Here is a 24,026-nt window from a genome sequence, read left to right as displayed (position 1 = left end):
TCACACGGAATCACGCAATCAACGACCGCGCAAGCCCCTATTTCTTCACAGAAGAAATCGTCCCGACGAAATTTGTGACATCGGCTTCCATCTTCCCGACCATGACGTCGACGCCTTTCGTGTTCGGATGCATTCCGTCCTCGAGTTTCAGCCCCGCATCCAATGCGACGCCGTCAAGGAAGAAGGCGTAGAGCGGGACCCCGTGTTTTTGCGAAAGTTCCCGATAGATCGGGTTGAAGCGCGCCGCATACTCCGCCCCCATATTCGGCGGCGCCACAATGCCGACGAGCAGCACTGCGATCCCTCGTTCCTTTAGCCGGGCAATCATTTGGTCGAGATTCTTCTCGCTCTCTTCAGGAGGGATGCCGCGCAGCGCATCGTTGGCGCCGAGTTCCAGAATGACGCCGTCCGTGCCGTCGGGAACCGACCAGTCGATGCGGGCGAGGCCTCCCGCCGTCGTGTCGCCCGAAACACCGGCATTGGCGATAGCGATGTCGAGCCCCTTCGCCTTCAGGGCCGCCTGCAGCTTCTCCGGAAAGCCGTCGCCCGGCGGCAGTTGATAGCCCGCCATCAGGCTGTCCCCGAATCCGACCAGATTGATCGTCCGCGCGTTCGCTCCAGCGGCAAAGATCAGCGAGACGGCAATGACGGTGAATTGAAGGGCGGCAACTTTAAATCTCATCCTGCTTTCCCTAAATTGGCGAAGTGCCGTTATGCGGTCATTCGATTACGGACTTATATAGGGCGATTTCTGTTGGCAAAAACCATCATCGAGTTGAAGAGCGCCGATCTGACCCTTGGCAGCGCCGCCGCCTCCGTACATGTGTTGAAGGGCATCGACCTCGATGTCGCCGCCGGTGAATCCGTCGGCATCGTCGGCCCTTCCGGCTCCGGCAAGTCAACCCTGCTGATGGTGCTTGCCGGGCTGGAGAAGCTCGACAGCGGCGAAATCAACATCAACGATACGCCGCTCCACAGCCTGAGCGAGGATCAGGTCGCCGATTTCCGCGGCCGCAACATCGGCATCGTCTTCCAGTCTTTCCACCTGATCGCCAATATGACGGCGCTTGAGAACGTCGCCGTGCCGCTGGAACTCGCCAATGTCCGCGACGCATTCGACATCGCCCATCGCGAGCTGAATTCGGTCGGCCTCGGGGAGCGGCTGAACCACTATCCCGGCCAGCTTTCCGGCGGCGAACAGCAGCGCGTGGCAATCGCCAGAGCGCTCGCCCCTTCGCCAGCCCTGCTGATCGCCGATGAGCCCACAGGCAATCTCGATACCGAGACCGGCCGCCAGATCGCCGATCTCCTGTTTGCCAAGCAGGCCGAACGCGGTATGACCCTGCTTCTCGTCACCCACGACGTCTCGCTTGCAAACCGCTGCTCGCGCCAGATCCGTGTCCGCTCCGGCAGGATAGAGGGCGACAGCGCTGCCCGCCACAGCGAGGCCGCATTCGCATGAGGATCGTGGCGCCGCGCGTCTCGCTTGCTTTTCGCCTGGCGCTCCGCGAGCTGCGCGGCGGCATCCGCGGCTTCTACATCTTCCTCGCCTGCATCGCGCTCGGCACTGGCGCCATCGCCGCCGTCAATTCCGTTTCGCAGTCGATCACCGACACGATCGCCTCGCAAGGGCAGGAGCTGCTTGCCGGCGATGTCCGCTTCGAGCTCAATAACCGTGAGGCCACCCCTCAGGAAATGGGTTTCCTCGAAGGTCTCGGCACCGTCTCGGTATCGACAGGCCTGCGCTCGATGGCTCGCAAGCCCGACGGTTCGGACCAGGCGCTGGTCGAGGTCAAAGCGGTCGACGACGCCTATCCGCTCTATGGCCGGTTCAAGGCCGAACCGGACTATCCGCTTGCAGCGTTGCTGGCGGGCGAAGGCGGAACCTACGGCGCGGTGGCAGCACCCCTGCTTCTCGATCGGCTCGGCCTTGCGGTCGGCGACGAATTGCTGCTCGGCAACGTCAAGCTCAGCATTACCGGAACGGTGAAGACCGAGCCGGATGCGCTCTCGGAAGGCTTCGGTTTTGCGCCGCGCCTGCTCGTCAGCCGCCGGGCGCTTGAAGCCTCAGGGCTGATCCAGACGGGAAGCCTGGTCGAACATGCCTACAAGATCCGGCTGGAAGACAAGGGCGCGATGTCGGGCATCCAGGCGCGCGCTTCCAAGGAATTCCCCTCCGCCGGCTGGGCGATCCGCACCAGCGACCGCGCCGCGCCCGCGCTCACCGAAAATATCACCCGCTTCTCGCAGTTCCTGACGCTGGTCGGCCTGACCGCGCTGATCGTCGGCGGCGTCGGTGTCGCCAATGCCGTGCGCGCCTTCCTCGATGCCAAACGCACCACCATCGCCACCTTCAAATGTCTCGGCGCGCCGGCGCAGGTCGTCGTTCTGATCTACCTTTTCCAGATCGCCATCATAGCCCTCGGCGGCATCCTCATCGGCCTCGTCATCGGCGCCCTGTCGCCGATCTTCGCCGCGCAGTTCCTGGCGCAGTTCCTCCCGGTGTCGACCACGCCAACGCTTTATCCCGGCGCCCTGCTGCTCGCGACGTTCTTCGGCATCCTGACGACGCTCGCCTTTGCCATCCTGCCGCTTGGCCATGCCCGCGAAGTGCCGGCAACGGCACTCTTCCGCGAACAGGGCTTCGAAGCCCGCCACCTGCCGTCCTGGCCCTATATCCTGCTGGCCACCCTCTTCATGGCGGCTCTTGCCGGCCTTGCCATCCTCACCGCCTATGACCGCTTCATCGCCGTCGTCTTCGTCGGCGCGATCGTCTTTGCCTTCGTCGTCCTGCGCCTCGTCGCAGCAGCGATCGCCTGGCTTGCGCGCCGCAGCCCGCGCGTCAACTCGCCGGCACTCAGGCTTGCGATCGGCAACATCCACCGCCCCGGCGCGCTGACGCCATCAGTGGTCCTCTCGCTCGGCCTCGGCCTGGCATTGCTGGTGACTTTGACTTTGATCGACGGCAACCTGCGCCGGCAGCTGACCGGCCGCATGAACGAGGGCGCGCCGAATTTCTTCTTCGTCGATATCCAGAGCGCCGAGGTCGATGCTTTCCGAAATCTCGTCCAGGCGCAGGCGCCGCAAGGCAAACTCGTCGAAGTGCCGATGCTGCGCGGCCGGATCGTCGCCTTCAACGGCGAGGATGTCACCAAAATGAACGTACCGGCCGCCGGCCGCTGGGTGCTGAACGGCGACCGGGGCATCACCTATGCCGATACCTTGCCGGAAAATGCTGCCCTGACTGAAGGTAGCTGGTGGAACAAGGATTACAGCGGCGAGCCGCTCGTCTCCTTCTCCTCGGAAGAGGCGCATGAACTCGGCTTGAAGATCGGCGATAAGGTCACGGTCAACGTGCTCGGCCGCAACATAACCGCAAAGATCGCCAACCTGCGCAGGGTCCAGTGGGAATCGCTGTCGATCAATTTCGTCATGGTCTTCTCGCCGAACACCTTCCGCGGCGCCCCGCATGCGTGGCTGGCGACGCTGACCGATCCCTCCTCGACGCCGGCTGAGGACGCAGCGATCCTGAAATCCGTCACCAACACCTATCCGACCATCACCAGCGTCCGCGTCAAGGACGCGATCGATATCGTCAACCAGCTGGTCGCCCAACTTGCAACCGCGATCCGCGCCGCCGCCTCCGTTGCCCTCATCGCCTCGATCCTCGTCCTAGCCGGCGCGCTCGCCGCCGGAAACCGGGCCCGTACCCACGACGCGGTCGTGTTGAAGACGCTCGGCGCAACCCGCGCCATGCTGATCCGCGCCTTCAGCTACGAATATCTGATCCTCGGGCTGGCGACCGCGATCTTCGCGCTGATCGCCGGCGCTACCGCCGCCTGGTTCATCGTCGCCCGGATCATGCACCTGCCTTCCACCTTCCTGCCCGATGTGGCGGGATTGACGCTTCTCACCGCGCTCGTGCTGACCGTCGGCATCGGCCTCATCGGCACCTGGCGCATCCTCGGGCAAAAGGCCGCCCCCGTGCTGCGGGAGCTTTGAGGGAATAGCGGCACCCAAAACCCTTCACCTTACGGCGATTTAACCGGCAGCACCCTTGCAAGCCTCTTGTTTGCAATGGGCGAAAGCCTCATATTGTCAGCAGGCATGCTGGAGCTCCGCAGCGGCGCCCGGGTCGAAAACCCGACACCGTATCTCCATCGGGGCTTGTAAGAGGAAACTATGGCTGATCTTCGTAACTATCAAAGCCGCGCTCAGACCGGCGAGATGATTGATCAAGGCCTGCGCGCATATATGCTCAAGGTCTACAACCTGATGGCGCTGGGTCTGGCGATCACCGGTGTGGCCGCATATCTCGGATTCAACTTCGCTGTTCAGGACGGCCAGCTCACCCAGTTTGGCGCGCTTCTGTTCCAGTCTCCCTTGCGCTGGGTCGTGATCCTTGCTCCCCTTGCGGTCGTCTTCTTCCTGAGCTTCCGCATTCAGCAGATGAGCGTCTCCGCCGCCCAGACAACTTTCTGGGTCTACGCCGCGCTGGTTGGTCTCTCCCTGTCGTCGATCTTTCTGGTCTATACGCAGTCGAGCATCACCCAGACGTTCTTCGTGACCGCCGCCTCCTTCGGCGCGCTGTCGCTCTACGGCTACAGCACGAAGCGTGACCTGTCGGCGATGGGCTCGTTCCTGATCATGGGTCTGTTCGGCGTGATCATCGCTTCGATCGTCAACATCTTCCTGGGCTCGTCCGCTCTGCAGTTCGCAATCTCGGTGGCAGGCGTTCTGATCTTCGCAGGCCTCACCGCCTACGACACGCAGCGCATCAAGGAACTGTATTTCGATGGTGACGGTTCTGAAGTCGCCGGCCGCAAGGCGATCATGGGCGCATTGACGCTCTATCTCGACTTCCTCAACCTCTTCATGTTCCTGCTGCAGTTCATGGGCAACCGCAGATAAGCAGGCATAACGAGATCGAAAAGGCGGCTTCGGCCGCCTTTTTTATTGCGCCGGTCCCGGAGGAATGGTTTTAGAGAGACCTTGCCTTCCCGATGGACCAGCCGCCCAAATGTCCTTCCTCCTGCGTGACGCCTCGCAAGTCGATATCCCCGCCGTTACCGAGATCTATCGCGACTCCGTACTGAACGGCGTCGCGAGTTACGAGATCGTCGCGCCCTCCGAGGCCGAGATGATGCAGCGTTTTGCGGCGATCGTCGGCCAGCAATATCCCTATATCGCCGCAACCGATGCGGACGGAAAGCTCCTCGGCTATGCCTATGCTTCGGCCTTCCGTACCCGCCCCGCCTATCGCTGGATGGTGGAGGATTCGATCTATCTGGCCCCGGAAGCGCGCGGCCGAGGCATCGGCAAAGCATTGATGACCGAGTTGATCGACCGTTGCACTGCTCTCGGTTTTCGTCAGATGGTGGCCGTCATCGGCGGCGCAAGCCCCGCCTCGATCGCGCTTCATCTGAAGGCTGGCTTTGTGGAGGTTGGCCTGATGAAAGGCACCGGCTACAAGCACGACCGCTGGCTGGACACGATGCTCATGCAGCGCGCCCTCGGCGAGGGCATGAGCACCGACCCGGACCCGTCGATCTATCCCGGCACGCTGTTTGCCGGTTGATTCGCTATTTGTCGACGAGCTTGAGAACCTTGTCGAACACCTTCAGCACCTGGTTCAACTCGTGTCCGCGCTTGAGGATCATGCCGTTGGTATTGATGACGGAATAGGCGCCCTGCTTGGCGGCGAGCTTTGGGTTCTTCTCGATTCGAAAGAGCGGCATTTCGCCGGAGCGCTTGAAGACGGAAAAGACTGCCCTGTCCTTCAGGTGATCGATGGCATAGTCGCGCCACTCGCCCTCGCCGACCATGCGGCCGTAGATCCAGAGGATCGCGTCCAATTCGCGCCGATGGAAGGTCACCGGAAGCGGGTCCTTGCTTTGTTTGTATTCGCTGAGATCGACGACGACTGAGGAACTATTGTCGACGGAGCGGCTTTCGCCGTGTCGCAAATCCGGCTGATCTGTCATCAGTCTCCCAAGGCCTCCGCTTGTGACAGGAGAGTGACAGTTTGCCCGAGCCGCCGCAAATTGCAAGAGCGCCGCCCGGCACATTCAGCCGCACCACAGCGCCGCGCGTCTCTTCTGACGGGTAAGGACGCCGTAAAATTTTCCGAAAGTCGGTTCCGATTTTCGCAAGCACAAAGCGCTGGATAGAGTCCATGCTTTCTCCGCCGTGCCGCATTTCAGTCAAAACAGCGCCTCATTTGCAGGAGAATTATGCATCCCGGTTTGGCGCCAGCGCGCCAAAGGGCCCGGCGGAGCGTATCGACCTTAACCCCAGCCCCGAATACGCTCGGCCGGGCCGCCCGGCATTTCATCCGTAGCCGGATGAAATCTCAAATATTTTTTCCAGCCATGACAACGGTTGCGCCGAGAATCGCCGCCGGATCGCCGTCTGCGGTCGCCGACTGAAGCAGGATCGCGCAGCCCTCGAGCTGCGGCCGCTGCAGGACGCTCGCCGGTAACGTCAGATTGGTCGCCTTGCCGTCCCACATGCCGACGGTTTCGACATTGGTGACGCTGTGCAGATAAGAGATCTTCTTGCCGCTGTTTTCGCCTTTTTCGACGTCGATGGTCTTTTCCTTATCGAAATAGACCATCACCACATTGGCCTTGCCCTGCCCCGCGCCGATCTTGATCTCCAGTTCATCGCCGCGCATTGATGCACTGATGGGAATGTTCAGCCCATTGCCTTCGCTGCTGTAGGTGTCGATCTTCGTATTGATCCCGTTGAGATCGGAGCCCGCCAGATGGCCGCGTCCGTTGACGATCGCCTGCGGCGTGTAAACATTGCTGCGGCCCATCATTCTGGCATAGCCATACTGCCGCTCGGTGTTTTCCTTGGAGCTCAGCGTATCGGCCCAGCCGAGATAGTTCCAGTAATCGACATGATAGGCGAGCGCGATGACGTCGCCCTGGCTCACCAGCTTCCGGAAAGCGGCATCAGCCGGAGGACAGGAGGAGCAGCCCTGCGCCGTGAACAGTTCGACGACACCTTTCGGCGTGCCGTCTTCGGCCTGTAGCGGGCCTGCGAGAACAACGCCAGCGATCAGCGGAATCAAGAAACGGGGGGACATTCACCTGCACCTCTTTTTCAGCGCCGACAGCGTGTTTGAACCGGAGGCTCTGAGATATGAACGTACGAATAATCCTTCCGGGTCCAAACGAAAAGTCACGAACGGGTGAGACTTAGCTCGGCCGGAACCCACGTAAAACAAATCATCGTGAACCCTCTCGAACAATCGTCGCCGCAAAGAAAAGCCGCCGGAAACTGCTCTCCGGCGGCCATTATCAGTCAGGTCTCTTAAGAATCAGGCAGCGAGATCGCGCAGAACCGTCTGCAGGATGCCGCCATTGTTGAGGTAGACCACCTCGTCGAGCGTATCGACGCGCGACAGCAGCGGCACTTCCTTTACGGAGCCGTCGCCATAGGTGATCTTGGCGATCTTCCTTTCGCGCGGCTTGATCTTTTCCAAGCCCTCGATGGTGACGAGTTCGTCGCCCTTGAGGCCGAGGCTCTGCCAGGTCGTACCCTCTTCGAAGACGAATGGAATGATGCCCATGCCGACCAGGTTCGAGCGATGGATACGCTCGAAGGACTGGGCGATCACTGCCTTGACACCGAGCAGGTTGGTGCCTTTGGCAGCCCAGTCACGCGAGGAGCCGTTGCCGTATTCGACACCGGCGAAGATGACGAGCGGCACGCCTTCCTGCTTGTACTGCATGGCGGCGTCGTAGATCGAGGTCTCTTCCTTCGACGGGTAGTGGATGGTGTAGCCGCCTTCCTTGCCGTTCGGACCGAGCATGTGGTTGCGAATGCGGATATTGGCGAAGGTGCCGCGCATCATGACTTCATGGTTGCCACGGCGCGTGCCGTACTGGTTGAAGTCGGCGACGGCGACGGCGTGGTCGATCAGATAAGCGCCGGCCGGCGAAGCAGCCTTGATCGAACCGGCCGGGGAAATGTGGTCGGTGGTGATCTTGTCGCCGAAGAGGCCGAGAACGCGGGCGCCCTTGATGTCGGAGACGCCGGTGCCCTTCTTGCCCATGCCGACGAAGTACGGCGGGTTCTGGACATAGGTCGAATTATCGTCCCAGGCATAAGTCTGGCCCGGCGGAACCTGAACGGCCTGCCAGTTGACGTCGCCCTTGAAGACGTCGGCATACTTGCTTTCGTAAAGTTCGCGGGTCACGTATTTCTGGATGAACTCCTGCACCTCGTGCGAGGTCGGCCAGATGTCCTTGAGGTAGACGGGGTTGCCGTTCTGGTCTTCGCCGATCGGCTCCTTCGTCAGGTCCTTCTGGACCGTGCCGGCAAGAGCGTAAGCAACGACGAGCGGCGGCGAAGCGAGGTAGTTCGCCTGGACGTCGGGCGAAATACGGCCTTCGAAGTTACGGTTGCCCGAGAGCACGCCCGATACGATCAGGCCCTTGTCGTTGATCGTCTTGGAGATCGGCGCCGGCAGCGGGCCGGAATTGCCGATGCAGGTGGTGCAGCCGAAGCCGACGAGATTGAAGCCGAGCTTGTCGAGGTCGGCCTGCAGACCGGACTTGGCAAGATATTCGCCGACCACCTGCGATCCAGGAGCGAGCGAGGTCTTGACCCACGGCTTGGTCTTCAGGCCCTTGGCGACGGCGTTGCGGGCGAGAAGGCCGGCGGCGATCAGCACTGACGGGTTTGATGTGTTGGTGCAGGACGTGATGGCGGCAATCGCCACGTCACCATGGCCGAGATCGAAATCCGTGCCTTCGACCGCATAGCGGTTCAAAAGCTGACCGGGCTTCTTGTAGTCGGCATCCATCGAGCCGGCAAAGCCGGTAGCGATGTTTTCGAGCGCGATGCGGCCTTCCGGACGCTTCGGACCGGCCATCGACGGAACGACGTCGCCGAGGTCGAGTTCCAGCGTGTCGGTGAAGACGAGGTCGGAACCATCGCCGTCGCGCCACATGCCCTGGGCCTTCGAATAGGCTTCGACGAGGGCGATCCGGTCATGCGTGCGGCCGGACATGGTGAGGTAGTTGATGGTTTCGCCGTCAACCGGGAAGAAGCCGCAGGTCGCGCCGTATTCCGGACCCATGTTGCCGATCGTCGCGCGGTCGGCGAGCGGCATATTATCCATGCCGGGGCCGAAGAATTCGACGAACTTGGAGACGACGCCCTTCTTGCGCAGCATCTGCACGACGGTCAGAACGAGATCGGTCGCGGTGACACCTTCCTTCAGCTTGCCGGTCAGCTTGAAGCCGATGACTTCAGGCAGAAGCATCGAAACCGGCTGGCCGAGCATGGCGGCTTCCGCTTCGATACCGCCCACACCCCAGCCGAGAACGCCGAGGCCGTTGATCATCGTCGTGTGGCTGTCAGTGCCGACGCAGGTGTCGGGATAAGCGATCGTCTCGCCGTCCTCTTCCTTGGTCCAGACGGTCTGGCCGAGATATTCGAGGTTGACCTGGTGACAGATGCCGGTGCCGGGGGGCACGACGCGGAAATTCTTGAAGGCCTGCTGGCCCCACTTCAGGAAGCGGTAGCGCTCGCCGTTGCGCTGGTATTCCAGCTCGACGTTTTTGGCGAAAGCCTGCGGCGTGCCGAATTCGTCGACGATGACGGAGTGGTCGATGACGAGATCGACGGGAACGAGCGGGTTGATCTTCTCGGGATCGCCGCCGAGCGACACCATCGCGTCGCGCATCGCGGCCAGATCGACGACGGCGGGAACGCCGGTGAAGTCCTGCATCAGCACGCGCGCCGGGCGATAGGCGATCTCGTTTTCGACCGCACCCTTGTTGTTCAGCCACTCGGCAACGGCCAGGATGTGCTCCTTGGTGACCGACTGGCCGTCTTCGAAGCGCAGCAGGTTTTCGAGCAGCACCTTCATCGAATAGGGAAGCTTCGACACGCCGGCCAGACCGTTTGCCTCAGCCTTGGGCAGGCTGTAATAGACATAGTCCTTCCCGTTCACGGAAAGCGTGGAACGACAATTGAAACTGTCAAGAGATTTAGACACGAGAGACCCCGTTTCTGATAGCCAACACAGTCGTGCGAACGCCTATGCACTTAATGCACATCAGGATGCGGGTACGGCCATTTCCGCTGTCCGCACGTGGAGCAGATACTCCAAGTTCGGCGCAAGGATGAAATTCACGCCGACCGCTGGCGTGGTTGCAGGTCTTATAGATAATTTCCTAAAAACTTGCCATACCCGAGCACGGTCAAAATCGGACATTTTTTGACCCCTCCGCAAGCCTAAACCAAGAAAGAGCCGACGCATGCATCTCACCGCCGAAAATCTGGCTGCAAGGCGCGGTGAGGATTTGATTTTCGTTAACATTTCCTTTCACTTGGCAGCCGGCGAGGCCCTTGTCCTCACCGGGAGAAATGGATCGGGAAAGTCCACTTTATTGCGTGTCGTCGCCGGCCTCCTGAGGCCGGAAAAAGGCACTGTCATCTTCCGCGACGAAGGGAGCCCGCAAGACCGGCATCCCGGTGAGGCCAGCCACTACCTCGGCCATCGAAACGCGATGAAGAATGAACTTACGGTTGTAGAGAATTTGGATTTCTGGCGCTCCTTCCTCGGCAACCCCAATGCCGCGGGTCTTCCCATCGAGGACGCAGCCGAAGCCGTCGGCCTCTCGGGAATCACCCACCTTCCCTTCGGCTATCTCTCCGCCGGCCAGCAGCGCCGCTTCGCCTTCGCCAAACTGCTGGTCGCCCACCGCCCCATCTGGATCCTCGATGAACCCACAGCGGCACTCGACGCCAGCGCCGACCGGCTGCTTGCGGGATTGATCGAAACACACCTGGCAGAGGGTGGCATCGTGCTCGCGGCGACACACCAGCCGCTGGGGTTGAAGAATGTGCAGGAATTGAAGATGACGGGCTTTGCCGGCGCGGATCATGGGGTGTGGGGATGATGTTACTCGGTGCAGCTACCCCCCTCTGCCCTGCCGGGCATCTCCCCCGCAAGGGGGGAGATCAGCTGGGCGCGCGCGCTTACCCCAATCAAAAACTGCAGATGGCTGCAACCGCTTGGCGCGCGATCAAGATTTCGCGAACCTGGTGCATCTTGCCGATCTCCCCCCTTGTGGGGGAGATGCCCGGCAGGGCAGAGGGGGGTGCCCCGTCCACCGCACATGCCGAGAACCACCCCGCATGACCGCCCTCTTCCTCCGCGACCTGAAACTTTCGATCCGCGCCGGCGGTGGCGCGCTGATCGGAGTACTGTTCTTCCTCACGATCGTTGCCGTCATCCCCTTCGGCGTCGGGCCTGATCTCAAGCTTCTTTCGCGCATCGGCCCTGCCATCGTTTGGATCGGCGCGCTGCTCGCCGCTCTTCTCGGCCTCGACCGGCTGTTCCAGGCCGAGCGCGACGACGGATCGCTCGACCTGATGCTGATGCAGGAAACGCCGCTCGTCCTTACCGTGCTCGTCAAATGCCTCGCCCACTGGACAGCGACCAGCCTGCCGCTGGTGATCGCCTCGCCGCTGCTCGGCCTGTTCATGAATATGGACGAGACGGCGATTGCTGCCACCATGCTGACGCTGCTGATGGGCTCGCCCGCCATCACCTTCATCGGCGCCGTCGGCGCCGCGGTCGCCGTGGCGCTGCCCCGCGGCGGCCTTCTGGTCTCGATCCTCGTACTGCCGTTGACGATCCCGGTGCTGATCTTCGGCGTCAGCGCCACCTATGCCGCGGTCGAGGAGCCCGCTCCATTCCTGCCGCCCTTCCTCATCCTGATCGCGCTGACGCTGTTCTTCGCGGTCATCGGCCCGGCGGCGGCTGCCCTGGCGCTGCGAAACACATCGGATTGATTGCCATTCGATTGCGGGAAAAGCCGGATCAAGGTAAGGAAGCGGACATGAGTGAAACGAGCCTTGCCATCAGCAAATTCAGCGACCTCGCCAACCCGACGCGGTTTCTGGCGCTGGCGGCGCGCGTCATTCCCTGGATGGCCGGCATCACTGCCCTCTGTTTTGCGATCGGCCTCTATCTGAGCTTCTCCACCGAAGGCGATTATCAGCAGGGCGAGACCGTGCGCATCATGTATATCCACGTGCCGTCGGCCTGGCTTTCGATGATGTGCTATACCATCATGAGCTGCTCTGCGATCGGCACGCTGGTCTGGCGCCATCCGCTCGCCGATGTCTCCGCCAAGGCCGCAGCCCCGCTCGGCGCCGCTTTCACCCTGCTTGCGCTCGTCACCGGCTCGCTGTGGGGAAAGCCAATGTGGGGCACCTGGTGGGTCTGGGATGCCAGGCTGACCTCCGTCTTCGTTCTCTTCCTGATGTATCTCGGCCTGATAGCACTCGGCCGCGCCATCGACGATCCGTCGAAGGCGGCGCGCGTTTCGGCCGTGCTCATCCTTGTCGGCTTCGTCAACATCCCGATCATCAAGTTTTCTGTGGAATGGTGGAACACGCTGCATCAATCGGCAAGCGTGCTGCGCCTCGACGGCCCGGCAATCGATCCGGAATTCCTGCGTCCGCTCTTCGTAATGGCGGTCGCCTTCACGCTGCTGTTCTTCACGCTGCACATCATGGCGATGAGGAACGAGATCTGGCGCCGCCGCATCGCCGCGCAGCGCCGCCTTGCCGCCCGCATGGCGAGCCGGGAGGAATAGGCCGTGACGCATGCTTTTTATGTCTACGCATCATATGGCTTCGCCGCCTTCGTGACCGTTGCCGTCATCCTGTGGACCTGGGCGGACGGCCGTGCGCGCCGCCGGGAACTCGCGAGCCTCGAAGCCGCAGGCATCCGCCGCCGCTCGGCACGCACTGGGGACGGGCAATGAGCGAAACGCCGGAAATCTCGACTACCAAGCCGCGCGGGCGCGGCAGCTATGCGCTGGCGCTTCTGCCGCTGATCGTCTTCGGCGGCATTGCGGCAACCGCCGCAAAGATGCTCTACGACCAGGATTTCCACGGCAAGAACATCACCGAAATCCCCTCCGCCCTGATCGGCACCAAGGCGCCGTCGCTCGACCTTCCGCCGCTCGACGGTGCGAACCTGCCGGCGCTGACCGATGCCGCGGTCAAGGGCAAGCTCACCCTCGTCAACGTCTTCGCCTCCTGGTGCATCCCCTGCCGCGACGAGCATCCTGTTCTGAAGGAACTGGCAAAAGACGGACGGCTGAACATCGTCGCCATCAACTACAAGGACAAGAACGAGAACGCGCTGCGTTTCCTCGGCGAGCTCGGCAATCCCTACCATGCCATCGGCGTCGATCCGAACGGCAAGGCGGCGATCGACTGGGGCGTCTACGGCATTCCGGAAAGCTACCTCGTCGCCCCCGACGGCACCATCCTCTACAAGCGCGTCGGCCCCTTCGACGATGTCAGCCTGAAGGAAGGGCTGTTTCCGGCGATGGAAAAGGCGCTGGGGAAGCCCGCTTCGTAGTGCGATTGCTTTAGGAAAGACCCCTCCCCAACCCCTCCCCACAAGGGGGAGGGACTAAGCTGTGGCACCGCCTCGCAAACAAATAGACCTACGGCACAGTCGACGTTCAATAGGGCGAACGACGAGAGCCGCGTGTTAAGCCCCTCCCCCTTGTGGGGAGGGGTTGGGGAGGGGTCTTAATCTGGCGTGGGCCTATAGCCCGCCCTGCCAAACCTTGATCGCCTCCACCGGCCAGATCAGCATCACCACATTGAGCGTCAGGTTGTCCCGGATCATATAGCCGGTGAAAATTTCGAAGAAGATGGCGATTGCCACCGTCAGCGCCACCGGCGCGCGGGACGCGAAGAAGAAGCCGAGGCACATGAACACGGTATCCATCGCCGAATTCAGGATACTGTCGCCGTAGTAGTCGAGCGCGATTGTCGCCGTGCGGTAGCGGTCGATGATGAGAGGCGAATTCTCCAGCAGCTCCCAGCTGGATTCGATGAGCAGCGCCAGCAGCAGCCTGGCCGCCAAGGGCTTGCGGCGCAGGACGAGATGCCCGAGGCCGTAGAACAGGAAGCCGTGGATGATGTGCGACGGCGTGTACCAGTCCGACAGATGCTGCGAATTGCCGCTGGTATTGACCCCGCCTTCCCACAGCTTGACATAACCGCAGGCGCAGATCGGCACGCGGCCCATCATATATTCCGCGACGATCTGGGCGACCAGCACCGCAAGACAGGCGGCGAACCAGAAAGTCTGGTGTCTCACACGATATTCGGCCTCTGCAGCGCTCACTTTTCGCCGTCCGTTTCCGGGTTGAGGCTATGCTTCAGCACCAGCGGCATCTGCGCCAGGGTGAAAATGATGGTGATCGGCATCGTACCCCAGACCTTGAAGGCGACCCAGGTATCATCCGAGAAATTTCGCCAGACGACCTCGTTGAGCACGGCGAGGAAGAGGAAGAAGATGCCCCAGCGGATGGTGAGCTTGCGCCAGCCCTCGGCATCGAGCTGAAAGGCGGCGTTGAAGACATAGCCGAGCAGCGACCGACCGAAGGCGAGCCCGCCGAGCAGCGCCACCCCGAAGAGCGCATTGACGATGGTCGGCTTCATCTTGATGAAGGTATCGTTCTGCAGCCAGATCGACAGCGAGCCGAAGATGACGACGACGATGCCTGACACGAAAGGCATGATCGGCAGGTGGCCGAGCACGATCTTGGAAACGATGAGCGAAGTGACCGTCGCCGCCATGAAGAGCCCGGTTGCGACGAACAGCGGCCCGCCCAGCTCGGAAAGCGCGGGAAACCGCTCTACCAGCCACTGGCCGCGTAGGTTGGCGAAGAAGAAAATCAGCAGCGGCCCGAGTTCCAGCGCCAGTTTCAGCAGCGGGTGATGCCGGTCGGCGGCAGTCGGGGTGATATCGCTTTCGGTGGTCATGCGTTCGTCAAACCTGCTATTCCTGGAAACCTGCTTTTGCCGTGCCCTGCACGCCTTCGGCGGCATATCTGTGGCATCATTGCCCAAGTCCGGCAATGGCATGGGCGAAATCCTCGGCCTCGAACGGCTCGAGATCGTCGACGCCCTCGCCGATGCCGATGAAATAGACCGGCAGTTTGTGCTTGGCCGAGATCGCAACGAGGATGCCGCCGCGCGCCGTGCCGTCGAGTTTGGTCATGATCAGCCCGTTGACGCCGGCGACGTTGCGGAAGATCTCGACCTGGCTGAGCGCATTCTGCCCCGTCGTGGCGTCGAGCGTCTGCAGCACGGTATGCGGTGCATCGGGATCAAGCTTGCCGAGTACGCGCACGATCTTCTCGAGTTCGGCCATCAGCTCCGCCTTGTTCTGCAGACGGCCGGCGGTATCGACGATCAGCACGTCGCATTTTTTCGCCTTCGCCTGTTCGAACGCATCATAGGCAAGGCCGGCGGCATCGGCGCCGAGCTTGGTGCCGATGAATTCGGAATTCGTCCGGTCGGCCCAGATCTTCAGCTGTTCGATCGCCGCCGCACGGAACGTATCGCCGGCGGCCAGCATCACCTTCAGTCCGGCGCCGGAAAGTTTCGCTGCAAGTTTGCCGATCGTCGTCGTTTTGCCGGTGCCGTTGACGCCGACGACGAGGATGACATGCGGCTTGTGTGAGAGGTCGAGCTGCAGCGGCTTGGCGACCGGCTTCAAAACTTTGGCGATTTCGGACGCCATGATCCGGCTGACATCCTCGCCGGTGACATCCTTGCCGTAGCGCTCGGAAGCGAGTGTGTCGGTGACGCGCATGGCGGTCTCGACGCCGAGATCGGCCTGGATCAGCAGATCTTCGAGATCCTGCAGCGTCTCGTCGTCGAGCTTGCGTTTGGTGAAGAGCGCGGTGATCTGGCTGGTCAGCTGCGTGGACGTGCGCGCGAGGCCATTGCGCAGGCGCTGGAACCAGCTGAGCTTCGGCTGGAGGACGACGGGCTCCGGTTCGACGGTCTTCGGGCCGGTGGCGAAGCCTTTGGGGAGAATGGGGTCAGACTGTGCCAACTCTGCCGCGTTCGGCGATGAAGGCGGCGGCGCTTCGACCGAAAGCTCACGATCTGCGGCCTCCCCCCCTACCCTGCCGGGCATCCCCCCCACAGGTGGGGGGAAACTCGCGGCAATGTCCTCCGCCACATTGACTGAAGCATCGGAAGCAGCGGGCTCGCTCTCAACATCCAATGTCTGGCGAGCGGCATCCAATTGCTCAGTCCCCCCACCTGTGGGGGGGACGCCCGGCAGGGTAGGGGGGGTATCTTGCACGGCTTCTGCCTCAGCTTCCAACAATGAAAGCGGCACGACACCCATATCGCTCAATTGATCGGCGGCGGGCAGGATTGCGGCTTCGCCATCCTCTGCCGCGACCTGCTCTTCGACCCTACCCTCATCAATATCGCCAGCCGGCCCGCCGGCCGTGTCCATTTCCTCGGGAAGAACAGGATCATCGGCGATCGGCAGATCTTCGTCGCGCGAGCGAGGCTCGAGCTCCTTTTCCACGGCATCAGGCACGGGCTCTTCAGCCGGTTTGCCGAAGGTGAAGACCTTTTTGATAAAACTGAGCGCCATAGGAATTCCGTGAAAGTCAGGCTGCTGCTGCGGCCGTCAATTGCATGTCGAGATGCTTGCCATTGTGGCCGGTGATTTCGGCCGGCACAAGTTCACCAGGACGAAGGCCCGGTGTAGAGACCAGCGTGAAGTTCTCCGTATGCGCCACGCCGTTGTTTTCAACAAGCAGCCATTGCCGGGTTCCGACCATGCCATCGAGATGGGATTGATGCAGCCTATGTCCAGTGACGCGCAGCCTTGCGGCGCGGTCCTTGACGAGCGACCGGTCGAGCTGCGGCATGCGGGCTGCCGGCGTGCCGGGACGCGGGCTGTAAGGGAAAACATGCAAATGCGCGATGCCGGCCTCTTCGGCGAGCCGCACGGCATTGCCGAACATCTCTTCCGTTTCCGTTGGAAAACCGGCGATCATATCGGCGCCGAAGCTCATCTCGGGGCGAAGCCGGCGCGCCTCCTCGATGAAGCGCAGCGCATCGGCGCGCAAATGCCGGCGTTTCATCCGCTTCAGGATCATGTCGTCGCCATGCTGCAGCGACAGATGCAGGTGCGGCATGAAGCGGGGTTCGTCGGCGATGAGATCCATCAGATGCGCATCGGCCTCGATGCTGTCGATCGAAGAAAGCCTGAGGCGGCTGATATCGGGGAGCTGCTTCAAGAGCGTCTTCGCCAGAAGGCCGAGCGTCGGCGCGCCCGGCAGATCGCCGCCATAGCTTGTCGCATCGACGCCGGTCAGCACGATTTCGCGATAACCGCTGTCGGCGAGCTTGCGGGCCTGGTCGACGACGGCGCCCATCGGCACGGAGCGGGAATTGCCGCGGCCATAGGGGATGATGCAGAAGGTGCAGCGGTGGTCGCAGCCGTTCTGCACCTGGATGAAGGCGCGCACATGGCCGTCGATGTGTTTGATCATCTGCGGCGCCGTCGCCTTGACGCTCATGATGTCATTGACGCGGAGCTTCTCTTCGGCCGAAACGCCGAAATCCGGTAGGCTGCGATAGGAGGCGCTTGTCAGCTTCTCCTCGTTGCCGAGCACGGCATCGACCTCCGCCATTTCAGCGAAGGTCTGCTTTTCGGTCTGCGCGGCGCAGCCGGTGACGATGATGCGGGCGTGCGGATTGTCACGCCGCGCCCGGCGGATCGCCTGGCGGGCCTGGCGCACGGCCTCGCCGGTCACGGCACAGGTATTGACCAGGATGGCGTTATTCAGTCCCGCCTTCTCGGCCTGCGCCTTCATCACTTCGGATTCATATGTGTTGAGGCGGCAGCCGAAGGTAATGACCTCGATGCCGCTCACTGCGCCTCCGCCTCTCGGGTACCTTCGCGCGACCAGTGGCCGGTCGAAGGATCGAGCCTGCCCGACCATTCCCATTCGGCCGGGCCGGTCATGATGACGTGATCGTCGCGCTCGCGCCACTCGATGGAAAGTGTGCCAGGCGGCTTGGCGCTCGCCACATTGATCGTCACTTTGCGGCCGGTGCGGCCGGTGCGAGCGGCGCTGACGGCGGCGGAACAAGCAGCCGAACCGCAAGCGAGCGTCAGGCCTGCGCCGCGCTCCCAGGTGCGCGTCGTCAGGGATGTCGGCGAGGTCAATTGCGCCAGCGTGATATTGGCGCGCTCGGGAAACATCGGATGGTTTTCCAGCAGCGGCCCGAAGCGGGCGAGATCATAGGACATCACGTCCTTGTCCACCCAGAAGATCGCATGTGGGTTGCCCATCGACATCGCCGACGGCGAATGCAGCACCGGATTGTCGATCGGGCCGATTTGCAACTCGATACGGCTGGTGTCGTGGAATTCTTCCGCCAGCGGGATCTTGTCCCAATCGAAGACCGGCCGGCCCATATCGACGGAGATCGTCCCGTTTTCATGCTCGACGGCGTTGAGGATGCCGGCGACCGTCTGGAAAGTAAAAACCTTCCTGCCGGTCTCGGCGGCAAGCGCCTGAACGACGCAGCGCGTGCCGTTGCCGCAGGCCTGCGCCTTCGAACCGTCTGAATTCAGGATGTCGATAAAGGCATCGGTGCCTTCGGCCTTAGGATCATGGATCGCCATGATCTGGTCGAACTCGGTATGCGGATCAGCATTGAGCGCGACCGCCGCCGCGGGCGTTACCTTATCCGGCCGCCCGCGCATGTCGACGACCAGGATCTTGTTGCCAAGCCCGTTCATCCTCGCGAATTCGACCGTTGTGCTCATGGTATCATTCCGTCCGTCTTTCCGCTGTATATGGCGGAAATGCGAAGGAATTACCAGTGGGTGGGTACCGGGCAGGTTTGCCGCCGGCTGCTCCCTTCGAGGCAGTTCGGCTTTTAGCGTCGCGCACCGTCGGAATCGAAAGACGCCGCATGTGCTTCGACGATAGCGGCGGTGATGACTTTTCTCAGCTCATAGACCAGCGAGCGGGACCGTTTGCGGTCCAGGTCCTGTGCCGCCTTGGCAAGGTTCAGGCCTTCGTTCAGGACAATATGATGAGCCCGTGCCAGTGCCCAGCTCTCAATATCAGGATTTATCATTCGATATCTCCGCCGAATCATTCGGCATCAAGGATATTTACGAATCATTTTACAGGATGCACTTAAGTAGAAAATAGAATCATAAGTGGAATATTTTGCAACTGGCCTATATCGCGAATTTGGACTGTCGGCCGGAATTTTAATCGCTCGCGCCAGGTCGCAGCGCCTCCGAAAAGCCTGCCACGCGGCCATTCCGCGCATTCGCCTTGACTTTCCCGCCACTTTCCTGTTTATCGCGCCTAATCCGCGACGAGCCGCATGACTCCGAGCCGCCGACCGGGACCTTGAGATCCCGGAGGTCAACACCCGACAGCGCGATGCGCCCTCGGGTGCTTTTTGGCTTTGCGTCTTGTTTTCGTCAAGGAAAAGCACGACGTTTCCGGGCATATCGAACCTGCCCGAAACGTATCAAGGAAGAGCCGATGTTTGAAAACCTCCAGGACCGTCTTGGATCCATTCTGAATGGACTGACAGGCCGTGGCGCGCTTTCGGAAGCCGATGTTTCCGCAGCGCTGCGCGAGGTTCGCCGCGCGTTGCTGGAAGCCGACGTCGCGCTCGACGTCGTGCGCTCCTTCACCGACCGCGTGCGTGAAAAAGCCGTCGGCGCCGAGATCCTGAAGTCGATCAAGCCCGGCCAGATGGTCGTCAAGATCGTCCATGACGAACTGATCGAGATGCTGGGTGGCGAAGGTGTGGGCATCGACCTGCATGCGGCGGCTCCCGTCGTCGTCATGATGGTCGGCCTGCAGGGCTCCGGCAAGACGACGACGACGGCCAAGATCGCCAATCGCCTGTCGACGCGCGAGAAGAAGAAGGTGCTGATGGCGTCGCTCGACACGCGCCGTCCGGCAGCCCAGGAGCAGCTTCGCCAGTTGGGCGCCCAGGCGAATATCGACACCCTGCCTGTTATCGCAGGCCAGTCGCCGACCGATATCGCCGCCCGCGCCGTGCAGGCGGCCAAACTTGGCGGCCATGACGTCGTCATTCTCGATACCGCCGGCCGCACCCACATCGACGAGCCCTTGATGGTCGAGATGGCCGACATCAAGAAGCGCTCGAACCCGCATGAAATCCTGCTGGTCGCCGATAGCCTGACCGGTCAGGACGCCGTCAATCTCGCCCGCAATTTCGACGAACGCGTCGGCATTACCGGTTTGGTGCTGACCCGCATGGACGGCGACGGCCGTGGCGGTGCTGCCCTTTCGATGCGCGCCGTCACCGGCAAGCCGATCAAGCTGATCGGCGTCGGCGAGAAAATGAGCGAGCTCGAGGAATTCCATCCCCGCCGCATCGCCGATCGCATCCTCGGCATGGGCGACATCGTCTCGCTCGTCGAGCGCGCAGCGGAGAATATCGACGCCGAGAAGGCGGCCGCCATGGCCGCCAAGATGGCCAAGGGCAAGTTCGACCTGAACGACCTTGCCGACCAGCTGCGCCAAATGCAGAAGATGGGCGGCATGGGCGGCATCATGGGCATGATGCCCGGCATGGCTGGCATGAAGGACAAGATGGCCGCTGCCGGCCTCGACGACAAGCTGTTCGGCCGCCAGATTGCCATCATCCAGTCGATGACCAAGGCCGAGCGCGCCAATCCCGACCTGCTCAAGCATTCACGCAAGAAGCGCATCGCCGCCGGCTCCGGCAGCGATGCCGCCGCCATCAACAAGCTTCTGAAGATGCACCGCCAGATGGCGGACATGATGAAGATGATGGGCGGCAAGGGCAAAGGCGGCATGATGAAGCAGATGATGGGCGGCCTTGCCAGCAAGATGGGGCTTGGCGGCGGCATGGGCGGCATGCCCGATCTCTCGAATATCGACCCGAAGCAGCTCGAAGCCCTGCAGAAACAGGCGGAGGCTGCGGGTTTGGGAAAACCGGGTGGGGGTATGCCCGGTCTCGGCGGTCTGCCGGGTGGTTTGCCGGGTCTCGGCGGCGCGAAGCTGCCGGGCCTTGGCGGTGGTTTCCCGGGATTGCCCGGATTGCCGAAGAAGAAGTGAAAGGATCGCTTGCCCCATGATTGATCCAAACGTCAAAGCCCAGCTCGGGAGCTATCGTCAGTCGATCGACAATATCGATGCCGCTCTCGTGCACATGCTGGCCGAACGCTTCCGCTGCACCAAAGAGGTCGGCGTGCTGAAGGCCAAATACAATCTGCCGCCGGCCGACCCGGCGCGCGAGGAATACCAGATCGAACGCCTTCGCCAGCTGGCGAAAGCCGCCAATCTGGACCCGGATTTCGCCGAGAAGTTCCTGAACTTCGTCATCAAGGAAGTCATCCGGCATCATGAGCAGATCGCTGCGGATCACGCTGAACAAAGCGCCGCAGCCCGATAACCCTACCGCCCGATCAGGCGGCCAAGAAAAGCCTAAGGAGTAAAGAACATGGCACTGAAAATTCGTCTCGCCCGCGGTGGCTCCAAGAAGCGCCCGTACTACCACGTCGTTCTCGCCGATGCGCGCAGCCCGCGTGACGGCCGCTTCCTCGAAAACCTCGGTTCCTGGAACCCGATGCTTGCCAAGGACGACGAGAAGCGCGTTCAGCTGAACGCCGAGCGCATCAAGCACTGGATCGAAAACGGCGCCCAGCCGACCGACCGCGTTCTGCGCTTCCTCGATGAGGCCGGCGTTGCCAAGCGCGAAGCCAAGAACAACCCGGTCAAGGCAAAGCCGGGCAAGCGCGCCCAGGAGCGCGCCGCCGAAAAGGCTCAGAAGATCGCCGACGCCGCCGCTGCTGCTGCAGACGCCGCGGAATAATCGGGACATCCCTTATCGAACGGGCGGCATGGCGACATGCCGCCCGTTTTCGTTTCCAATCGTCCGCACTTCGTTTATGAGAAACCTGTCTTTCCGGCTTCACATGAAGGAACCCATGACAAAGCTTGAAAACCCCGTTCTGATGGCGACGATCGGCGGCGCGCAGGGCTTGCGCGGCGAAGTCCGCGCCAAGGCCTACACGGCCGATCCGGCTGCGCTCGGCGACTACGGCCATCTGCACAGCATGGACGGACGCAACTTCGAAGTTCTCGAAATCCGCGAGATGAAGAATATGGTCGTTGTCCGTTTCCGCGGCATCAACGACCGCAATGCCGCCGAAGCGCTGAACGGGCTGGAACTCTATATCGAGCGCGACAACCTGCCCGACGAGGAGCTGGAGGACGACGAGTTCTACTATGCCGATCTCGAAGGGCTGGAAGCGCGCGACGACAAGGGCGTCAGCTACGGCACGGTCACCGGCGTCTTCGATTTTGGCGCCGGTGATCTCCTGGAGCTCAAGGGTCCGGGCAAGCGCCCGGTGCTGATCCCCTTCTCGGAAGCCTCGGTGCTGGAGATCGACCTCGAAGCCGGCACGCTGCTGATCGATCCGCTGGCGGCGGGACTGGTCGACGATCCCGAAGAGGCGCCGAAATTCACGCCGGATGCGCCGAAAAAGAAGAAGTGACGCCATGGCTTTCCGGGCGAGCGTACTGACACTCTATCCGGAGATGTTTCCGGGACATCTGGGCTTCTCGCTCGCCGGAAAGGCGATGGAGCGCGGGCAATGGTCGCTGGATGCGGTCCAGATCCGCGATTTCGCAACGGACAAGCACCGCACCGTCGACGACACCCCGGCAGGCGGCGGCGCCGGCATGGTGCTGAAGGCTGACGTTCTCGCCCGCGCAATCGACAGCACCCCGGACAACGATACCCGCCCACGCCTGTTGATGAGCCCGCGCGGCCGGCCGCTGACGCAGGAGCGCGTGCGCGCGCTTGCGGCAGGTGACGGCGTCATCATTGTCTGCGGCCGTTTCGAGGGCGTCGACCAGCGAGTGATCGAGGCGCGTGCGCTGGAAGAGGTGTCAATCGGCGACTACGTGCTGTCGGGCGGCGAGCCGGCCGCATTGATCGTGCTCGATGCGATCATCCGCATCCTGCCTGGTGTCATGGGCAATGATCTTTCCGGCCTGCACGAAAGCTTCGAAGGCGGGCTGCTCGAGCATCCCCATTATACCCGCCCGCAGGAGTGGGAAGGCCGTGAAATCCCTTCCGTCCTCACTTCGGGAAACCACGGCGCCATCGAGAAATGGCGACGCCAGGAAGCGGTGCGGCTGACGGAGGAGCGCCGGCCGGATCTGCTCGAAAGGGCGAGAAACGAGAAAAACGGCTGATTCCGCCGGCCTTTTCACAAAAATGTCGTGCGAGGGATGACAAGCCGCAGCCTTTGGTGTATTGGCGCACGCGGAAATGGGGTTAGCCCCGTCTGCCAGCAAACAAAGAATGGCGAACCCGCTCCCGCCCGCAAGGGCAAAATCCTGAGGCGAACCCCAAAGGATCAGTGTCGAGCGCTCTGGCTGTTTCAGAAGAACCAAAGGTTAAGACGATGAACATCATTCAGCAGCTTGAGGCCGAACAGGCCGCCAAGATCGAAGCCAAGCGCACGCTTCCCGAATTTTCCCCGGGCGATACCGTCCGCGTCAACGTGAAGGTCACGGAAGGCAACCGTACCCGCGTTCAGGCCTATGAAGGCGTCTGCATCGCCCGCTCCGGCGGTGGTCTGCAGGAAAACTTCACTGTCCGCAAGATCTCCTACGGCGAAGGCGTCGAGCGCGTATTCCCGGTCTACTCGCCGATGATCGAAAGCGTCGACGTCGTTCGCCGCGGTAAGGTCCGTCGCGCCAAGCTCTATTACCTCCGTGATCGTCGCGGCAAGTCCGCTCGTATCGTTGAAGACACCGGCGTCCGCGCCCGCAAGCTCAACGACGCCGAGCGCGCCGCCATTGCCGAGGAAAAGGCACGCATTGAAGCCGAGAAGGTAGCAGCCGCTCAGGCGCTCGCCGCCGAGAAGGCAGCAGCAGAAGCTGCGGAAGCCAAGGCAGCTGCTGAAAAGGCCGCCGCAGAAGCAGCAGCCGCAGCAGCAGCGGAACCGGCAGCAGAATAAGATCTGCGCCACGCAAAATTCTTCGCTTGAAGCAAAATTCTTCGCTTGGAAAGGCGGCCTTCGGGTCGCCTTTTCTATTTTTTGCTTCGGCACGCAGCCGGCGGCCTTGCCTTCGGCACGTCTTCCGTGACAA

Annotated in this window: 25 protein-coding genes; 15 read left to right on the top strand and 10 right to left on the bottom strand. The window is 61.9% G+C overall.

Annotated elements, in window-relative coordinates; translation table 11 throughout:
• Positions 1–37: 37 nt before the first annotated feature.
• Positions 38–682, bottom strand: a complete 645-nt coding sequence (locus EFQ99_RS14525; RefSeq protein ID WP_126921710.1) for an arylesterase — start codon at positions 680–682, stop codon at positions 38–40.
• A gap of 72 nt (positions 683–754) precedes the next feature.
• On the opposite strand from EFQ99_RS14525, the gene EFQ99_RS14520 reads away from it, so the two are divergent.
• The 4 genes from EFQ99_RS14520 (at position 755) to EFQ99_RS14505 (ending at position 5,578) form a co-directional block, all read left to right on the top strand.
• Positions 755–1,462, top strand: coding sequence for an ABC transporter ATP-binding protein (locus EFQ99_RS14520; protein ID WP_126921709.1), 708 nt, complete (start codon positions 755–757; stop codon positions 1,460–1,462).
• A complete protein-coding gene (locus tag EFQ99_RS14515; RefSeq protein ID WP_126921708.1) occupies positions 1,459–4,002 on the top strand; it encodes an ABC transporter permease in 2,544 nt (847 codons plus the stop codon). The genes EFQ99_RS14520 and EFQ99_RS14515 overlap by 4 nt, the downstream gene beginning before the upstream one ends.
• Positions 4,003–4,182: 180 nt before the next feature.
• Complete coding sequence (locus tag EFQ99_RS14510; RefSeq protein ID WP_126921707.1) at positions 4,183–4,911, top strand: Bax inhibitor-1/YccA family protein; 729 nt, start codon at positions 4,183–4,185, stop codon at positions 4,909–4,911.
• A 109-nt stretch (positions 4,912–5,020) separates the two neighbouring features.
• Entirely contained in the window at positions 5,021–5,578 is a 558-nt protein-coding gene (locus tag EFQ99_RS14505; RefSeq protein ID WP_126921706.1) for a GNAT family N-acetyltransferase, read from the top strand.
• Positions 5,579–5,582: 4 nt separating this feature from the next.
• On the opposite strand, the gene EFQ99_RS14500 is transcribed toward EFQ99_RS14505, so the two are convergent.
• The 3 genes from EFQ99_RS14500 to acnA form a co-directional block, all read right to left on the bottom strand.
• A complete protein-coding gene (locus EFQ99_RS14500) occupies positions 5,583–5,984 on the bottom strand; it encodes a DUF2794 domain-containing protein (RefSeq protein WP_126921705.1) in 402 nt (133 codons plus the stop codon).
• Positions 5,985–6,352: 368 nt separating this feature from the next.
• Positions 6,353–7,093: a DUF1223 domain-containing protein gene (locus tag EFQ99_RS14495; protein ID WP_126921704.1), complete on the bottom strand. Its 741-nt coding sequence runs from the start codon at positions 7,091–7,093 to the stop codon at positions 6,353–6,355.
• A gap of 234 nt (positions 7,094–7,327) precedes the next feature.
• Positions 7,328–10,018 carry an aconitate hydratase AcnA gene (gene acnA / locus EFQ99_RS14490; RefSeq protein ID WP_126921703.1) on the bottom strand — a complete coding sequence of 897 codons (2,691 nt, stop codon included), beginning with the start codon at positions 10,016–10,018 and terminating at the stop codon, positions 7,328–7,330.
• 262 nt (positions 10,019–10,280) lie between these two features.
• Here acnA and ccmA point away from each other — a divergent pair, with 262 nt between their 5' ends.
• From ccmA to EFQ99_RS14460, 5 genes are all read left to right on the top strand, one after another.
• The gene (gene ccmA / locus EFQ99_RS14485) at positions 10,281–10,925 is read left to right on the top strand and encodes a heme ABC exporter ATP-binding protein CcmA (protein ID WP_126921702.1); all 645 of its coding nucleotides are present in this window, start codon (positions 10,281–10,283) and stop codon (positions 10,923–10,925) included.
• 238 nt (positions 10,926–11,163) lie between these two features.
• Complete coding sequence (ccmB, locus tag EFQ99_RS14475; RefSeq protein ID WP_126921701.1) at positions 11,164–11,823, top strand: heme exporter protein CcmB; 660 nt, start codon at positions 11,164–11,166, stop codon at positions 11,821–11,823.
• 47 nt (positions 11,824–11,870) lie between these two features.
• Positions 11,871–12,632 (top strand): heme ABC transporter permease, encoded by a 762-nt coding sequence (locus EFQ99_RS14470; protein WP_126921700.1) that lies wholly within the window; start codon positions 11,871–11,873, stop codon positions 12,630–12,632.
• A gap of 3 nt (positions 12,633–12,635) precedes the next feature.
• Entirely contained in the window at positions 12,636–12,803 is a 168-nt protein-coding gene (ccmD, locus tag EFQ99_RS14465) for a heme exporter protein CcmD (RefSeq protein WP_126921699.1), read from the top strand.
• Positions 12,800–13,408 carry a DsbE family thiol:disulfide interchange protein gene (locus EFQ99_RS14460; RefSeq protein WP_126921698.1) on the top strand — a complete coding sequence of 203 codons (609 nt, stop codon included), beginning with the start codon at positions 12,800–12,802 and terminating at the stop codon, positions 13,406–13,408. Before ccmD ends, EFQ99_RS14460 begins: the two co-directional genes overlap by 4 nt.
• Positions 13,409–13,600: 192 nt before the next feature.
• On the opposite strand, the gene EFQ99_RS14455 is transcribed toward EFQ99_RS14460, so the two are convergent.
• The 6 genes from EFQ99_RS14455 to EFQ99_RS14430 all read right to left on the bottom strand — a co-directional run bounded on the left by EFQ99_RS14455 (position 13,601) and on the right by EFQ99_RS14430 (position 18,999).
• A complete protein-coding gene (locus tag EFQ99_RS14455; RefSeq protein WP_126921697.1) occupies positions 13,601–14,188 on the bottom strand; it encodes a DUF2585 domain-containing protein in 588 nt (195 codons plus the stop codon).
• On the bottom strand, positions 14,185–14,829 hold the full coding sequence (locus EFQ99_RS14450) for a septation protein A (protein WP_126921696.1): 645 nt from the start codon (positions 14,827–14,829) through the stop codon (positions 14,185–14,187). Before EFQ99_RS14450 ends, EFQ99_RS14455 begins: the two co-directional genes overlap by 4 nt.
• A gap of 76 nt (positions 14,830–14,905) precedes the next feature.
• Entirely contained in the window at positions 14,906–16,468 is a 1,563-nt protein-coding gene (gene ftsY, locus EFQ99_RS14445) for a signal recognition particle-docking protein FtsY (RefSeq protein WP_126921695.1), read from the bottom strand.
• Between the two features lie 16 nt (positions 16,469–16,484).
• The gene (gene mtaB, locus EFQ99_RS14440; protein WP_126921694.1) at positions 16,485–17,759 is read right to left on the bottom strand and encodes a tRNA (N(6)-L-threonylcarbamoyladenosine(37)-C(2))-methylthiotransferase MtaB; all 1,275 of its coding nucleotides are present in this window, start codon (positions 17,757–17,759) and stop codon (positions 16,485–16,487) included.
• Positions 17,756–18,661, bottom strand: a complete 906-nt coding sequence (gene dapF, locus EFQ99_RS14435) for a diaminopimelate epimerase (protein WP_126921693.1) — start codon at positions 18,659–18,661, stop codon at positions 17,756–17,758. Before dapF ends, mtaB begins: the two co-directional genes overlap by 4 nt.
• A 113-nt stretch (positions 18,662–18,774) precedes the next feature.
• The gene (locus EFQ99_RS14430; protein ID WP_183608571.1) at positions 18,775–18,999 is read right to left on the bottom strand and encodes a hypothetical protein; all 225 of its coding nucleotides are present in this window, start codon (positions 18,997–18,999) and stop codon (positions 18,775–18,777) included.
• Positions 19,000–19,400: 401 nt separating this feature from the next.
• Between EFQ99_RS14430 and ffh the strand changes: the two genes are divergently transcribed.
• From ffh to rplS, 6 genes are all read left to right on the top strand, one after another.
• On the top strand, positions 19,401–20,975 hold the full coding sequence (gene ffh / locus EFQ99_RS14420; protein WP_126921692.1) for a signal recognition particle protein: 1,575 nt from the start codon (positions 19,401–19,403) through the stop codon (positions 20,973–20,975).
• Positions 20,976–20,991: 16 nt separating this feature from the next.
• Complete coding sequence (locus EFQ99_RS14415) at positions 20,992–21,312, top strand: chorismate mutase (RefSeq protein ID WP_126921691.1); 321 nt, start codon at positions 20,992–20,994, stop codon at positions 21,310–21,312.
• Between the two features lie 48 nt (positions 21,313–21,360).
• On the top strand, positions 21,361–21,732 hold the full coding sequence (gene rpsP, locus EFQ99_RS14410) for a 30S ribosomal protein S16 (protein WP_126921690.1): 372 nt from the start codon (positions 21,361–21,363) through the stop codon (positions 21,730–21,732).
• Between the two features lie 115 nt (positions 21,733–21,847).
• Positions 21,848–22,417 (top strand): ribosome maturation factor RimM, encoded by a 570-nt coding sequence (gene rimM / locus EFQ99_RS14405; RefSeq protein WP_126921689.1) that lies wholly within the window; start codon positions 21,848–21,850, stop codon positions 22,415–22,417.
• Positions 22,418–22,421: 4 nt separating this feature from the next.
• Positions 22,422–23,123 carry a tRNA (guanosine(37)-N1)-methyltransferase TrmD gene (gene trmD / locus EFQ99_RS14400; protein ID WP_126921688.1) on the top strand — a complete coding sequence of 234 codons (702 nt, stop codon included), beginning with the start codon at positions 22,422–22,424 and terminating at the stop codon, positions 23,121–23,123.
• 212 nt (positions 23,124–23,335) lie between these two features.
• Positions 23,336–23,893: a 50S ribosomal protein L19 gene (rplS, locus tag EFQ99_RS14395; RefSeq protein WP_126921687.1), complete on the top strand. Its 558-nt coding sequence runs from the start codon at positions 23,336–23,338 to the stop codon at positions 23,891–23,893.
• The last annotated feature ends 133 nt before the right edge of the window (positions 23,894–24,026 follow it).

Source organism: Rhizobium vallis, from assembly GCF_003985155.1.
GTDB lineage: Bacteria > Pseudomonadota > Alphaproteobacteria > Rhizobiales > Rhizobiaceae > Rhizobium > Rhizobium vallis.
This window is presented reverse-complemented; position numbering and strand designations above follow the sequence as displayed.

Excerpts from the sequence above, each read along its gene's own strand:
- EFQ99_RS14525 (WP_126921710.1), bottom strand. The coding sequence starts at position 682 with ATGAGATTTAAAGTTGCCGCCCTTCAATTCACCGTCATTGCCGTCTCG.
- EFQ99_RS14515 (WP_126921708.1), top strand. The coding sequence starts at position 1,459 with ATGAGGATCGTGGCGCCGCGCGTCTCGCTTGCTTTTCGCCTGGCGCTC.
- EFQ99_RS14510 (WP_126921707.1), top strand. The coding sequence starts at position 4,183 with ATGGCTGATCTTCGTAACTATCAAAGCCGCGCTCAGACCGGCGAGATG.
- EFQ99_RS14505 (WP_126921706.1), top strand. The coding sequence starts at position 5,021 with ATGTCCTTCCTCCTGCGTGACGCCTCGCAAGTCGATATCCCCGCCGTT.
- EFQ99_RS14500 (WP_126921705.1), bottom strand. The coding sequence starts at position 5,984 with ATGACAGATCAGCCGGATTTGCGACACGGCGAAAGCCGCTCCGTCGAC.
- EFQ99_RS14495 (WP_126921704.1), bottom strand. The coding sequence starts at position 7,093 with ATGTCCCCCCGTTTCTTGATTCCGCTGATCGCTGGCGTTGTTCTCGCA.
- ccmA (WP_126921702.1), top strand. The coding sequence starts at position 10,281 with ATGCATCTCACCGCCGAAAATCTGGCTGCAAGGCGCGGTGAGGATTTG.
- ccmB (WP_126921701.1), top strand. The coding sequence starts at position 11,164 with ATGACCGCCCTCTTCCTCCGCGACCTGAAACTTTCGATCCGCGCCGGC.
- EFQ99_RS14470 (WP_126921700.1), top strand. The coding sequence starts at position 11,871 with ATGAGTGAAACGAGCCTTGCCATCAGCAAATTCAGCGACCTCGCCAAC.
- EFQ99_RS14460 (WP_126921698.1), top strand. The coding sequence starts at position 12,800 with ATGAGCGAAACGCCGGAAATCTCGACTACCAAGCCGCGCGGGCGCGGC.
- EFQ99_RS14450 (WP_126921696.1), bottom strand. The coding sequence starts at position 14,829 with ATGACCACCGAAAGCGATATCACCCCGACTGCCGCCGACCGGCATCAC.
- ftsY (WP_126921695.1), bottom strand. The coding sequence starts at position 16,468 with ATGGCGCTCAGTTTTATCAAAAAGGTCTTCACCTTCGGCAAACCGGCT.
- dapF (WP_126921693.1), bottom strand. The coding sequence starts at position 18,661 with ATGAGCACAACGGTCGAATTCGCGAGGATGAACGGGCTTGGCAACAAG.
- EFQ99_RS14430 (WP_183608571.1), bottom strand. The coding sequence starts at position 18,999 with ATGATTCGGCGGAGATATCGAATGATAAATCCTGATATTGAGAGCTGG.
- ffh (WP_126921692.1), top strand. The coding sequence starts at position 19,401 with ATGTTTGAAAACCTCCAGGACCGTCTTGGATCCATTCTGAATGGACTG.
- EFQ99_RS14415 (WP_126921691.1), top strand. The coding sequence starts at position 20,992 with ATGATTGATCCAAACGTCAAAGCCCAGCTCGGGAGCTATCGTCAGTCG.
- rpsP (WP_126921690.1), top strand. The coding sequence starts at position 21,361 with ATGGCACTGAAAATTCGTCTCGCCCGCGGTGGCTCCAAGAAGCGCCCG.
- rimM (WP_126921689.1), top strand. The coding sequence starts at position 21,848 with ATGACAAAGCTTGAAAACCCCGTTCTGATGGCGACGATCGGCGGCGCG.
- trmD (WP_126921688.1), top strand. The coding sequence starts at position 22,422 with ATGGCTTTCCGGGCGAGCGTACTGACACTCTATCCGGAGATGTTTCCG.
- rplS (WP_126921687.1), top strand. The coding sequence starts at position 23,336 with ATGAACATCATTCAGCAGCTTGAGGCCGAACAGGCCGCCAAGATCGAA.